The organism is Streptomyces sp. NPDC027185 (assembly GCF_055567035.1).
The window spans coordinates 1156906-1169982 of sequence record NZ_JBVHRF010000001.1; the positions used below are offsets into that span (position 1 = coordinate 1156906).

Below are 13077 nucleotides of genomic sequence, written 5' to 3' on the forward strand. Positions count from 1 at the left end.
CGGCTGACTCGGCGATCGGCAACCGCGTCAGCCTACCGGGGCGGGGCGGGGCGGCGGGTGGCTCGCGCCGCATTCCCCGCAAGTGGGGCGAGCGTCACGTCAGCCTCTCCCGCAACGACCGCAAGTGTGTGGCGATGACCAGGACATCCTCAAGTTTCCCGGTCGCCACGTCGATCACCAACCGTTCCGCGAAGTCGATGTCGGGTCGGAGCGACTCGCCGTTCATACGGAGGAACGCCATACATGACAGCCACGCTGTGCGCTTGTTGCCATCGACGAGCGGATGGTTGATGACGAGCGACTGGAGTAGCGACGCCGCCTTGCCGAAAACGTCCGCGTACGCCTCCTGACCGAACATCTCCGCGGACGGCCGGTGCACGGCCGACTCCAGAAGCCCCGCGTCCCGCACTTCGATGCGCATGTCGTCGCAGGCGATCCCGGCGAGGGACAGGACTTCCTCCGCGGTGAGGTAGAACACCGTCACTTCAGGCGCTCCAGGAGCTCGCGCCACTTTGCCGCCTCCTGGATGCCCACCTCCCGCACCATCGCCTCCCGTGCGTGCTGCGCCAGGTAGTCGTCCACCGCCCGGAGCACCACGGCGTGCATGCTGCGCCCCTCCAGCTCAGCCTGCTTCTTCAGCGCTTCCGTCCGGTCGTCATCGAGACGCAAATTCATAGCCATACCGAAATGGTACCGAGAATGGGGTCACTTCAGTACCGGATTGCCGCACCCCCGTCCCTCTCCCTTACACCGTCTCCGCAGGTCGCAGCCGTCCCGCCAGGACGGCGCCGAGGGCGGCGACCGCGGCCATCGCGGCGAAGACGGCGAGGAAGGCGGCGGGCGGCGCGGCAGCGGCGGGGTGGGGGCCCGCGCCGGTGGCCGGGGAGCCGCCGCCGAAGGCGACGAAGAGGGCGCCGCCGAGACCGACGAGAACGACGTTGCCGAGCGCGTCCGCCATCTGGAGCGAGGCGGAGTTGGCGCCCGCCTCCTCGGGCCGGGACAGCTTCAGCAGCAGTACCCCGCCGCTGGAGATGTTCAGCCCCATCCCGAAACCGCCGACCGTCCACGCCACCGCGACCGTCCACACCGGGACCGCGTCGGCCAGCACCAGCGGCACCGCCGCGACGGCCACCGCCAGGAACGCCATCCCGGCGCCCATCAGCCGCTCCCGGTACGGCTCGCACCGCGGGCGGCTCTGGACGTACGAGCCGAGGGCCCAGGTCAGACCGCCGCCGGTGAGGGAGAGCCCGGCGAGGGTGGCGGACAGCCCGCGCTCGGTCACCAGCAGCAGCGGGATGAAACTCTCCGCGGTGACCAGCGCACCGGCCGCCAGCCCGCGCATCAGCACCACCATCGGCAGCCCCCGCGCCGCCCGGAACGTGCCCCGGGGCAGCAGCCGCCGTACCGCGGGCACCAGCAGCGCCAGCCCCGCGGCCGCCGGGAGCACCGCGTACGGCGTCAGCTGCCCGCCCGCGTACTGGAGCAGCCAGGCACCGGCGGCGACGGCCAGCGCGAGGAGGGCGCGGCGGCTGCGGAGCACCGCGCCGAGGCCGCCGCGCGGGTCCGGCGCCTCGCGTGGCAGGGCGCGCAGCGCGGGCAGCATCACCGCCAGCGGCAGCAGGATCAGCACCGGGATGGCGAGGAAGACCCAGCGCCAGCCGGCGTGCTCGGCGACGGAACCGGCGGCCAGCGGGCCGACGATCACGGGCAGCACCCACGCCGCCGAGAACGACGCCATCACCGCCGGCCGCAGCCGCTCCGGGTAGGCCCGCCCGACGACGACGTACAGCGAGACGATGACCAGCCCGCCGCCGAGCCCCTGTACCCCGCGCCCCGCGACGAACAGGCCCATGGTCGGCGCCGCCCCCGCGATCACCAGCCCGGCGCCGAACCCGCCGATGCCGGTGAACAGCGGCACCAGCGGCCCCCGCCGGTCATTCCACTCCCCCGCCAGCGCCATCGCGAAGAGGCTGGTGGTGAAGAACGCGGAGAAGGCGAAGGCGTACAGCCCGATGCCGTGCAGCGCGCGGGCGGCGAGGGGCATCGCGGTGTTCACCGCACTCGCCTCGAAGGCGATCAGCGACACCACCGAGACGATCCCGAGCGTCAGCGCCCGGTACCCCCGCCCGAACACGCCCCCATCGGGCGGCCCGCCCTCCCCGACGGGCCCCGGCCCGTCCGAGGCGGACGACGGATCGGCTGAGATGACGACATCACTGTCGCGCGCGGCGTCGGCGGTCATCGCCCCAGCGTAAGGGCCGACACGCCGCACAGCCCCTGTCCCCGGCCCGGACATCCGACGGGTATCTCCCTCGGCCGAAGGGCCTACGACGGGGGCCGACGGTCCCTGCCCCCTCCCCTTACGGGAGGGGGCAGGGACCCCGTACGGGACGGGTGCGCCGCGGCGGGCGCCGGCCCCGTAGGGGACGGGGACCGGTCTCGTAGGGGACGGGGACCGGTCTCGTAGGGGACGGGGACCGGTCTCGTAGGGGACGGGGACCGGTCTCGTAGGGGACGGGGACCGGTCTCGTACGGGCCGGGCGCGGGACCCGTACGGGCGGCCCCGTACGGGCGGGCGGGCACGGGCCCGGCGCCCGGGTCCCGTACGGGCGGCGCACGCCGACGGGTGGCCGCCACTGCCCGCCGGATGAACCCCGCGTTGCTCCGCGTGACCGCTCGTTGCCGCGTATTGCCGTACGTGTGCGCCGTGTTGCGGGCTCGTGGCGGGGCGGGCCGGGGGCTTCCGGGGGCCGCGCGGGTCTGCCTACAGTCGGTGCATCGCCTCATCCCGGCCGTGTGCCCGAGTGGTTGAGGGACTCGCCTGCAAAGCGAGTTACGCGGGTTCGATTCCCGCCACGGCCTCCGGTCCCTCGATCAGGGACTCATCGAGGGCGGTCCCGCTGCGGGTGGACCGCCCTCGACGGCGTTCGTTCCGCGGACGGCGCGCTGTCGCGTCGTCGTGCTCCACGCACCGTCCCGGAACGGACCGCCGTACGTCCTGAAGGCGGCCCCGACCTCGGCGGGGACCGCCTTCAGGTCTTTTCCGCCGCCCCGCACCGGGAAGAGCCCGCCGGGCCGCCCGCCCCGAGGACGTACGGCCCGGCGGGCCCCGGAAAGGCCCTACGCGTGCGCCTGCGGCACACCCTGCGCGCTCTGCGCCACCGCCGCCTGCGGGCGGATCGGGAGCCGGCCGATGGGACGGCCGGTGGCCGCGCGGACCGCGGAGGCCACCGCCGCCGGAGAGGTCACCACCGGCACCGCACTGGCCGCCTTCGCGCCGAACGGGGCGACCACGTCGCGCTCCTCGACCAGGCTCACGATGCGGATGTCCGGCGCGTCCAGCGCGGTCGGCAGCGCGTAACCGGTCAGATCCGGGTGGCGCACCTGACCGCGCGTGGTGCGCAGGTTCTCCATCAGCGCGGCGCCCAGCCCCTGGGTGACCCCCGCCTCGATCCGGGCCCGCAGCTGCCGCGGGTTGAGCACCCGGCCGACGTCCTGCGCGACGGACATCTCCACCACGCGGACGGTGCCCAGCTCGATGTCGACGTCGGCGACGCAGCGGATCGCGCAGAACGCCATCCCCACGAACGCGTCGCCCTGCCCGGATTCGTCCAGCGGCTCCGTCGGATGCGGACGGCACTGCGCGGTGGCCCACAGCTCCTTGCCGTCCAGCGCCTCCGCGACGGTGGTGGAGAGCACCCCGTCGTACGAGGTGATCTTGCCGTCGGTGATCTGGAGCAGTTCGGTGGACATCCCGAACTTGTGGGCCAGCGGCTGGAGGAGCTGGGTGCGGACCATCCTGGCGGCCCGTTCGACGGCGCCGCCCGAGACCCAGGTGTGGCGGCCGTGGCAGGCGCGTCCGGCGGGCGGCTGATCGGTGTCGACGCCCGCGATGTGCACCTCCTCGACGCCCAGCGTCTCCTGCACGATCTGCCGGGCCAGCGTGGAGAATCCGCCGCCGGTCTCCACGGCGGCGCAGATGACGGTGGCGACCGACCCGCTGACCTTGACGGTCGCGGTGGACACCTCGTCGGCGCCCTCCGCGCCCAGCATGTGCACCATGCCCAGCGCGTAGCCGACGCCGCGGCGCACCGCGCCCGGCTCCCCGGCGCCCTCCGGGCCGCCCGGCAGCAGCCACTCCGCCTCCGGGGTGTCCTTGGGCAGCTCCGGCAGCGGCGCCTCGGTGACCGCGCGCAGCAGCTCGGCGACGGGCGCGGGGCACGTCACCGTCTGCCCGGTGGGCAGCAGGTCGCCGGTGGCCATGACGTTGCGCCGCCGGATCTCGTCCGGCTCCAGGCCCAGCCGCGCCGCGAGCTTGTCCATCTGCCCCTCGTGGGCGGCGCAGACCTGCATCGCGCCCTCACCGCGCATATGGCCGGAGGGCGGGTTGTTGGTACGCACCGCCCAGCCCTCGATGACGGCGTGCGGGACAACGTACGGGCCGCAGGCGAAGGAGACGGCGGCGGCCAGCGCCTCGGCGGAGGTGTCCGCGTAGGCACCGGCGTCCATCAGGATCTGCGCCTCGACCTTCACCAGCTTGCCGTCGGCGTCCGCGTGGTGGCGGTAGCGCAGCAGCGTCGGGTGGCGGTGGGCGTGGGCGAGGAAGGACTCCTCGCGGGTCGCGGCGAGCTTGACCGGGCAGCCGGTGCGCAGCGCCAGCAGCCCCAGGGAGAGCTGGATGCCGGGGTCCTCGCGGTCCGCGGTGGCGCCGGGCACGCCCGTCACCACGACCTTGACGCGCTCGGGGTCGAGGCCGAAGGAGGCGGCGGCCAGATCGCGGTCGGTGTGCGGGTCGGTGGAGGCGGTGTAGATCTCCACGCCGCCGTCGGGCCGCGGCACCGCGAGCCCGGCCTCGGCGCCGATGGGCGCGGGGTCCTGCCGGCCGATGCGGTACAGCCCCTCGACCATCACCTCGCCGACGGCCTCCGGGTCGCCGAAGCGGAGCGGAATGTGCCGGATGAGGTTGCCGTCCGGGTGCAACGGCTCGGCCTCGAAGGCGAGTTGCGGATCGGTGACCGGGTCCAGCAGTTCGTACTCGACGGCGATGGCGGCGGCGGCCAGCCGCGCGGTGTCCGGGTGGTCGGCGGCGATCGCCGCGATCGGCTCACCGTGGTAGCGCACCTCGTCCTTGGCGAACACCGGCCGGTCGGCGACGCCGCGGCCGTGCCCGGCGTCCCCGGGGACGTCCGCGTGCGTGACGATCGCCCGGACGCCGGGCAGTTCGGCGGCCTGCGCGGTGTCGAGGGAGACGATCCGGGCGCGCGGGTGCGGCGAGCGCAGCACCGCCGCCCACAGCAGCCCGTCGGCCCAGAGGTCGGCGGCGTACGGGAAGGTGCCCTGGGTCTTGGCGGACGCGTCGGCGGACGGCAGGGAGACGCCCAGCCCGTGCGGCGGCGGCTCGACGGGCGGGATCGGCACCCCGGCGGCGGGGGTGGCGGTGGCTGCGTCGGTCGTGCCGCTCATGCGGGGCCTCCCGTCCGGTGCGGTGCGTCCGGACCGTAAGGTTCGTCGGGGTCGTGGCCGGGGGCGCCACCGTGCCCGTCCGGGGCGGGCGGACCTGGCTCGTGCGCCCCTTGCGGGGCGGGCTCCTCCGGGCCCGTCTGGTGCGGGATGTGCGCCGCGTCCTCGGGCGCCTCCGCCTCCGCGGCGGCCTCGGCGGCCTTCTGCCGGGCGGTGACGACGGTGTCGACGGCGTCGAGCACCCCGCGGTACCCGGAGCAGCGGCAGAGGTTGCCGCAGAGCGCCTGACGGGTCTCCAGCTCGCTGGGGGCGTGGTTGCCCTCCAGGAGGTCGTGCACGGTCATCGCCATGCCCGGGATGCAGAAACCGCACTGGACGGCGCCGGATTCGGCGAGGGCGCGCTGCACGTCGGAGGGGCGGCCGCCCTCGGCGAGCCCCTCGACCGTACGGACCTCACTGCCCGCGGTGGTGGCGGCGGGCACCAGGCAGGAGGCGACCAGCCGCCCGTCCACCTGCACGGAACAGGCCCCGCACTCCCCTTGGGAGCAGCCGTCCTTGGCCCCCGCCAGCCCGAGCCGCTCGCGCAGCACGTACAGGAGCGACTCACCGATCCAGGCGTCGGTGACCGGCCGGTCGGCGCCGTTGACCCGCAGCACGTACGAGGCGTGCGGATGCTCCTCGGCGTACGCGTCGGCCCCGGCGGTGTCCGGCCCCGAGTGCGGCAGGACCTGGGGGGCCGGGTCGGGAGCGGACGCGTCGGGAGCGGATGCGTCGGGAGCGGCCGTACCGGGCGCGGGCGCGTGGGCCGCGGACGTCTCGTGGTCGGCGGGCTCGTGACCGGCCGTCTCCGGGGCGGCCTCGGGGCCTTCGGGTGCGGTGGCCCTGGGCTGTCCGGGGGCGGCCGGGGGCAGGCCGTCGTCGCCGGGCTGCCGGGGAGCCGTTCCGGTGGCCTCGTGCGTCTCGTGCGCCTCGGCGACCTCGTGCGCCTCAACGGGCTCCGGCGTCCCGCCGATCGCTCCGGTGGCGCCGTCGGTCGTCACGGTGCCGTCGGTGAATCCGGGGGTCGCGGTGTCCGCCGGGCCCGGTACCGGCGCGTCCTCCGGGTGACCGGCCCCGGGCACGGGGGCCGCGGAGTCGCCGGGGGGCGCCCCGGTGACGGCGTCCTCCGCCGCGGGAACGGCCTCGGCAGCGGCCTCCGGCACGGGGACGCCGTGCGCCGGCGTGCCCTGGACGGCCGTGCCGGACGCGGCGACGGACTCCTGGGCGGGCGCGGCGGCAGGCTCGTCGCCCGGCGCGTGAACGGCCCCGTGGACGGCGTCAGGGCCGGGCTCGTGGTGGTACGCCGGTGCGTCCGGCTCCGCGCCCGGCGCCCCGGGGACGCCGGACTCCGGCTCCGGTGCGCCCGGGGCCCCGGCGGCGGGCAGGCCGTCCGCGGGGAGGCCCTCGGCGGGCAGGCCGGTGGCGGTGCCCGCCGGACCGGCGTCCGCCTGCGGGGCCTGCGGCTCCCCGGTGGCGTACGGCGCGTCCCCGGCGAACGGGTCCGCGGTGAGGTGGCGCTCGTCCGGGACGGCGTGCGGCTCCCCGGCGGGCTCCGGCGGCCGGGGCGCGGTGTCCGCGCCGGGCCCGGACGCGGCGGGCGCGCCCTGCTCGCCGGGGGCGTGCGGGGCCTCGGTGTGCGCCGTCTCCGGCGCCTCCGGACCGGCCGTGTCCTCGGCGGGTGTGCCGTAGCCGGAGTACGTCCCGTAGGCACCGTCGCGTACCGCGTCGAGCGGGAACTCGCCGGCGGTGTCGGGCTGTTCAGCCGCGGCGGGGACCGTCCAGGACACGGTGTCCGCCGGGGGCTCGGCAAGGTGGCCGGAGGGCTCGGGGGCGGGCGCCTGCGACGTGGCCGGGTCGGCCGGCGGCCACTGGGCGAGCGCGTCGGCGGGCAGGGACCAGTGGCCGCTGCCGCCGCCCGGCGTCACGGGCGGCGCGGCCTCCTGGGCGCCGTACGCGTCACCGGTGCCGTGGGCGGTGTCCTGGGGCAGCCCGTGACCGCCGCCCTGCGGGTACGGCTCCTCGGAGATGCCGCCGAACAGCGGGTCCTGCCCCAGCGGGTGACCGCCGTAGCCGCCCTGGCCGCCGTAGGTGTCACCGGACGGGGCGTAGCCGTACGGGTCGGGGGCCGGGTGACCGGGGTCCTGGCCGCCGTAGGTGTCGCCACCGGGGGCGGCGGGGTCGTAGCCGGTGCGGTACCCGGTGGCGGGGTAGCCGCCCGTGGGGCCCTGGCCGTGCGGGGCGGGGCGGCCGTCGTCGACCAGGTATTCGCCGGACTCCTCCAGGACGTCGTCCGGGGCGCCCGGGACCGCCCACTGACCGGTGCCGCCGGCGGCGTCCGTACCGCCCGCGACCGGCCATTCGACGTGGTCGCCGCCCCACTGGGTGCCGTGCGGCGGGGTGCCGGTCGGCCCGGCGTCCTGCCCGGTGTGGGCGGGGTAGCCGGCCGACGGGTCGGCGTACCCGGCGGAGGGGTCGGCGAACGGCATCGTCCACTGGCCGGTGGCCGACGGGTCGGTGCCGGCACCGGGGATCGGCGGGGTGAAGGTGGCCGGGGGGACGTAGCCGTGACCGGGTGCGGCGAGCGGGTCGGCGCCCGGCTGGTAGTAGTCGCCGCCGCCGAGGGCCGCGGTGGTGAACCCCTCGGGCAGCTGCACGAAGGCCGTGGCCTCCTGCTCGTACTCGCCGCCCTGCGGCAGCGGCTGCCAGCCCTGCTCGGACTGCGGACTGCGATTGTCGTCGCTCACGAGAGCGCCCTCCCAAGTGCGCGGCGGGCCAGGGCCGCCACCGTACGGCGCAGATGCAGCGCGGCGGGCGGCAGGGTCTGCGGCTCGGAGCCGTCCTGCGGCGGCGCCGGGTCGGGGATGCAGGCGGCCGCCACGTAGTCGCCGAAGGCCGCCAGGGCCTCCGGGACGAGGGCGCGTTCGCCGTCCCAGTCGATGAGGGAGGCCACCCACTGCTCGGCCTCCAGCGGCCGCAGCGGCATCGCGGCGACGGCGCCGACGGCGCACCGCACCCCGCGCCGCGCCGGGTCGAGGACGAGCGCGACGGAGGCGGTGGCGCGGCCGGGGCCGGTGCGCCCGGTGGCCTTGAGGAACGTCTGCGGGGCGTGCAGCAGCGGAACCCGGACATAGCCGACAAGTTCGCCGGGGTGCAGCATCTCGCGGCCCGCCAGGAGGTGGCTCACCGGGATCTCGCGGCGGCCGCCCCCGGGACCCGCGATGATCAGGGTGGCTTCCAGGGCGGCCAGGACCGGCAGGGTGTCGCCGGTCGGCGCGGAGCTGACGATGTTGCCGCCGAGCGTCCCGGCGTTGCGGATCTGCGGGGGCCCGGCGGCGCGGGCGGCGGCGGCGAGCCCCGGGATCAGCGCGGCGAAGTCGGGGCGCCCCATGCGGGCGAGGGTGAGTCCGGCGCCGAGGAGGGCGTGGCCGTCCTGGTACTGCCAGCCGCGGATTTCACTGATCCGGGCGAGGCCCACGAGGCCCGCGGGTCTGAGGAGTCCGGCGTTGACCGCCGCCATGAGGTCGGTGCCGCCCGCGACGGGTACGGCGGCGGGCATGGCGGCGAGGGCCGCCACCGCCTCGTCGAGCGAGGCCGGCAACGTCACCGTGTGCGACGCCTGCGGTGCGTGCGTGGTCAAGCCAGCTGCCCCTTCCCCGGTGTCCCGGCAGTTCCGCTCGCCGTACGGTACGTGCTCACGGTCCGGACGTGGCAACTCTGGCACATTCTCGCGGGGGCCCGGCGCGAGGGTCCGCGAAGCGGTGGTCCGTCCCGAACGTCGCGCCGGTCCGCCTCCGTCCGGGGCGGCGGGCCCGCGGGGCGGCGGTGGTACGGGGCCGTACGGGCACGCCGGGGCGCCCGCGCGGTGCCCCGGGGCGGCGGTCGTCCGGCCCGGGAGCGGCCCGCACGGGCGCCCCGTTCGTACGGCGGCTCACACGTTCGGGGGCGGCCCGTCGATCGGGCGTCCGAGCAGACCGGGGCGGCGCTGCCAGGGGTGGGGGCCGCCGGGCGGGCGGTAGGCGACGCCGAGCGCGTCCAGGCGCGGGTAGTGGGCGGTCATCCGGCGGTCGAATTCCTGGTAGTCGCGGTCGGCGGGCGCGGGCAGCCGGGACCAGGCGACCTCGGCGAGCGCCACCAGCCGCGGGAAGACCTGGTAGTCACGGCGTTCCTGACTCTCCATGACCTCGGTCCACACGTTGGCCTGGGTGCCGAGCACCCGCTCCGCCTCCGTCTCGGTGAGGGTGTCGGGGACGGGTTCGAAGCGGTAGACGTCCTCCAGCGTGCGGACGAAGCCGATCGGCACCGGCTCGTCGGGCCCGGCGTCCTGCCGGTGGTCCAGATAGACCTGCTGCTCGGGGCACATGACGACGTCGTGGCCGGCGCGGGCTGCGGCGACGCCCCCGGCGTAGCCGCGCCAGGAGGAGACCGCGGCGCCCTCGGGCAGGCCACCCTCCAAGATCTCGTCCCAGCCGATGAGGCACCGGCCGCGGTCGGCGAGCCAGCGGGCGAAGTGGCCGAGGAACCAGCTCTGGAGGCCGTCCTCGCCGTCGACACCCAGTTCCGCGATGCGCTTCTGGGCGGCGTCGGACGCCTTCCACTGCTCCTTGGGGCACTCGTCGCCGCCGAGGTGGACGTAGCGCGACGGGAACAGCTCCAGGACCTCCTCCAGCACCTCCTCGTAGAAGCGGACGGCGTTGTCGGTGGGGGCGAGTACGTTCGGGTTGATGCCCCAGGTGTCCCAGACGGAGAGGGAGGACGTGTCGATGACGTCGGTGTTGCCGAGTTCCGGGTACGCGGCGATGGCCGCCTGCGAGTGGCCGGGGATATCGATCTCCGGGACGACGGTGATGTGGTGGCGCGCGGCGTAGGCCACGATCTCGCGCAGGTCGTCCTTGGTGTAGTGGCCGCCGTGCGGGATGTCGGTCCACAACGGCGAGGCGCGGTGGCCGAGTTTGGTGCGGGCGCGCCAGCCGCCGGTGCGGGTGAGTTCGGGGTGGCGGTCGATGGGCATCCGCCAGCCCTGGTCGTCGGTGAGGTGCAGATGCAGGACGTTGAGCTTGTGCGCGGCGAGCAGGTCGATCCAGCGCAGCACGCCGTCCTTGGGGGTGAAGTGCCGGGCGACGTCGAGCATCATGCCGCGCCAGCCGAAGCGCGGGGCGTCCTCGATCCGCAGCGGCGGCAGTGACCGGGCGCGGATGCCCGGGGTGAGCGGTGCGCGGCGGAAGACGTCGGCGCTGTCGTCGGCGAGGAGTTGACGCAGGGTCTGGGCCGCCCAGAAGACGCCGGCCGGGCCGCCGCCGTCGAGGGTGAGTCGGGCGCCGTCGATGGTGAGCCGGTAGCTCTCGGGGCCCAGGCGGCGGGCGAGTTCCGGGTCGGTGCGCAGCCGGATGCGGCTGCGGCAGCCGTCGTGGTGCGGGGGCAGCGGCAGGGCGGTGGCGGAGCCGAGGGCGGTGCGCAGCCAGTGGGCGGTGTCCTCGGTCCCGGGCCCGGCGTCGATGCCGGTGGCCGCGTCGAGGACGAAGGCGTCGCCGTCCGGGAGGCCGTCGGCCCGGAGCGGAAGCGGAATGACGGTGTGGTCCGGGGCGCCGGGGTGTGTGGTGGAGTGGTCAGGCATGCGGGAACCCTTCAGTCCTTCACCGCGCCGCCGAGGCCCGAGACCAGCCGGCGCTGTACGAGTACGAAGAAGACGAGGACGGGGAGGGTCATCACGGTCGACGCGGCCATGATGCCGCCCCAGTCGTTCTCGTCGGGTTTGAAGAAGACGAGCAGCGCCATCGGCAGGGTGGAGTTCTCGGTGGCGCTGATCAGGAACGACTTGGCGAAGAGGAAGTCGTTCCAGGTGGAGATGAAGGAGAAGACGCTGGTCGCGACGAGTCCGGGCAGGACGAGCGGGAAGAGGATCCGCCACAGGAAGCGGGCCCGGCTCGCCCCGTCCAGCGCGGCGGCCTCCTCCAGGCTCTCGGGAACGGCCCGGACGAAGCCGCGCAGCATCCAGATGGCGAACGGCAGCGAGAAGGCGAGGTGCGGCAGGATCAGCGAGCCGAGCGTGTTCAGGCCGATGCCCGGCACGGCGGTGCCGACGTCGCGCAGCAGGAAGAAGAGCGGGATGGTCAGCGCCTCGACGGGCACCGTCTGCGCGATCAGGAACATGATCAGCAGCGTGGTGCGGAAGCGGAAGCGGAACCGCGTCACGGCGGTGGCGGCGAGGAAGGCGATCAGCGCGGAGGCCACCACCACCGTTCCGGCGACGAAGAGGCTGTTGAGGAAGTAGCGGCCGAAGTCCTCCTGCTGGAAGACGCGCCGGAAGGCGTCGAGGGAGGGCGCGAGCGTCCAGGGGCGCGGCGAGTCCGACTGCACCTCGGCGTCGGGTTTGAAGGCGGAGAGCACCATCCAGTAGAGCGGGAAGGCGACGACGACGGCGATCAGCAGCGTCGCGGTCTCGGCGGCCGGCCGCCAGGGGCGGCGGCGACCACGGCGGCGGCGGAGAGGAGCGGCGGCGCGGGCCGTGCCGCCGGCGCGGACCGGCGACGCGCCGCCCGCCGGGCCACCGGCCCGCGGAGCACGGTCCTGCGCCGTCCGGGCAGCCCCGCCCGTACCGGTCTCCCCGGTGTGCGGTCGGCTCACAGCTCCTCCCCCTGGCGGCGCAGCAGCCGCAGATAGACGAGGGTCACGCCGAGCAGAAGCAGCAGCATGACGACGCCGATCGCCGCGCCGAGGCTGTACTGCGAGGAGGCGAAGGCCCGTTGGTAGGCGTAGACGTTGAGGACGAGGTTCTGCCGGGCGACACCGCCGCCGTCGGTCATCACATAGATCTGGGTGAAGAGCTTGAAGTCCCAGATCACCGACTGGAGCGTGACGACGACGAGGATCGGCCGCAGCATCGGCGCGAGGACGCTGCGCCAGATCCGCCACGCGGAGGCGCCGTCCAGGGACGCGGCCTCCACGATCTCGGCGGGGACGGCGCGGATCCCGGCGTAGACGGTGACCATGACGAACGGGAAGGAGCACCAGACGACTTCCAGGAGGACGAGCGCGAAGGCGGTGTAGCGGTCGTACGTCCAGGAGAAGTCGGCGAAGCCGCTCAGCCCGAGGGCGGTCAGCACCTTGTTCACGGGGCCGAAGTCCGGGTCGAAGAGGAAGAGCCAGACGGTGGAGCCGGTGATGGCGGGCGTGGCCCAGGCGCCGAGCCCGGCGAGCATCAGGGCGAGCCGGGGCAGCGCCCGGACCCGGGTGAGCAGCACGGCCAGCGCGCAGCCGGTGGCGAGGGTGGCGAGCACGCACGCCGCGGCGAAGACCACGGTGGCGAGCAGGACCGACCAGAACTCCCCGTCGCCGAAGAGCGCGGCGTAGTTGCCCAGCCCCTGGAAGGTCGTCGGCCGGCCGCCGCTGACCTGCGCCTGGGTGTATTCGAGGAACGAGATCAGGCCGAGCTGGTAGATCGGGTAGACCAGCAGCGCGCCGAGGACGGCCAGCGCCGGGGCGAGGTAGAGCCACGGGGCCCAGCCGCCGTGGCTCCGGGCGGGGCCGCGCGGTGCGGCGCGGGGGCGGACGCGGGCGGCGCGGGGCCCGCTGCGCAGGAGG

General features: G+C 75.4%; 9 protein-coding genes and 1 tRNA gene. 1 reads left to right on the forward strand and 9 read right to left on the reverse strand.

Annotated elements, in window-relative coordinates:
* Window positions 1–94: 94 nt before the first annotated feature.
* The 3 genes from ACZ4M8_RS04985 to ACZ4M8_RS04995 all read right to left on the reverse strand — a co-directional run bounded on the left by ACZ4M8_RS04985 (window position 95) and on the right by ACZ4M8_RS04995 (window position 2242).
* The gene (locus ACZ4M8_RS04985) at window positions 95–484 is read right to left on the reverse strand and encodes a type II toxin-antitoxin system death-on-curing family toxin (protein WP_467603334.1); all 390 of its coding nucleotides are present in this window, start codon (window positions 482–484) and stop codon (window positions 95–97) included.
* Window positions 481–681 (reverse strand): CopG family transcriptional regulator, encoded by a 201-nt coding sequence (locus tag ACZ4M8_RS04990; RefSeq protein ID WP_467603336.1) that lies wholly within the window; start codon window positions 679–681, stop codon window positions 481–483. The genes ACZ4M8_RS04985 and ACZ4M8_RS04990 overlap by 4 nt, the downstream gene beginning before the upstream one ends.
* Before the next feature lie 64 nt (window positions 682–745).
* Window positions 746–2242, reverse strand: coding sequence for an MFS transporter (locus tag ACZ4M8_RS04995; protein WP_467603337.1), 1497 nt, complete (start codon window positions 2240–2242; stop codon window positions 746–748).
* Window positions 2243–2790: 548 nt separating this feature from the next.
* Here ACZ4M8_RS04995 and ACZ4M8_RS05000 point away from each other — a divergent pair.
* Window positions 2791–2862, forward strand: a tRNA-Cys gene (locus ACZ4M8_RS05000).
* A 258-nt stretch (window positions 2863–3120) separates the two neighbouring features.
* Here ACZ4M8_RS05000 and ACZ4M8_RS05005 read toward each other — a convergent pair.
* From ACZ4M8_RS05005 to ACZ4M8_RS05030, 6 genes are all read right to left on the reverse strand, one after another.
* The gene (locus ACZ4M8_RS05005; protein ID WP_467603338.1) at window positions 3121–5463 is read right to left on the reverse strand and encodes a xanthine dehydrogenase family protein molybdopterin-binding subunit; all 2343 of its coding nucleotides are present in this window, start codon (window positions 5461–5463) and stop codon (window positions 3121–3123) included.
* Window positions 5460–8243: a 2Fe-2S iron-sulfur cluster-binding protein gene (locus ACZ4M8_RS05010; RefSeq protein ID WP_467603339.1), complete on the reverse strand. Its 2784-nt coding sequence runs from the start codon at window positions 8241–8243 to the stop codon at window positions 5460–5462. Before ACZ4M8_RS05010 ends, ACZ4M8_RS05005 begins: the two co-directional genes overlap by 4 nt.
* The gene (locus ACZ4M8_RS05015) at window positions 8240–9136 is read right to left on the reverse strand and encodes an FAD binding domain-containing protein (protein WP_467603340.1); all 897 of its coding nucleotides are present in this window, start codon (window positions 9134–9136) and stop codon (window positions 8240–8242) included. The genes ACZ4M8_RS05010 and ACZ4M8_RS05015 overlap by 4 nt, the downstream gene beginning before the upstream one ends.
* Before the next feature lie 291 nt (window positions 9137–9427).
* Entirely contained in the window at window positions 9428–11110 is a 1683-nt protein-coding gene (locus tag ACZ4M8_RS05020) for a beta-N-acetylhexosaminidase (protein WP_467603341.1), read from the reverse strand.
* A gap of 11 nt (window positions 11111–11121) precedes the next feature.
* Window positions 11122–12120 carry a carbohydrate ABC transporter permease gene (locus ACZ4M8_RS05025; protein WP_467603343.1) on the reverse strand — a complete coding sequence of 333 codons (999 nt, stop codon included), beginning with the start codon at window positions 12118–12120 and terminating at the stop codon, window positions 11122–11124.
* Window positions 12117–13073, reverse strand: coding sequence for a carbohydrate ABC transporter permease (locus ACZ4M8_RS05030; protein WP_467603482.1), 957 nt, complete (start codon window positions 13071–13073; stop codon window positions 12117–12119). The genes ACZ4M8_RS05025 and ACZ4M8_RS05030 overlap by 4 nt, the downstream gene beginning before the upstream one ends.
* Window positions 13074–13077: the final 4 nt, after the last annotated feature.

Excerpts from the sequence above, each read along its gene's own strand:
- ACZ4M8_RS04990 (WP_467603336.1), bottom strand. The coding sequence starts at position 681 with ATGGCTATGAATTTGCGTCTCGATGACGACCGGACGGAAGCGCTGAAG.
- ACZ4M8_RS04995 (WP_467603337.1), bottom strand. The coding sequence starts at position 2,242 with ATGACCGCCGACGCCGCGCGCGACAGTGATGTCGTCATCTCAGCCGAT.
- ACZ4M8_RS05005 (WP_467603338.1), bottom strand. The coding sequence starts at position 5,463 with ATGAGCGGCACGACCGACGCAGCCACCGCCACCCCCGCCGCCGGGGTG.
- ACZ4M8_RS05020 (WP_467603341.1), bottom strand. The coding sequence starts at position 11,110 with ATGCCTGACCACTCCACCACACACCCCGGCGCCCCGGACCACACCGTC.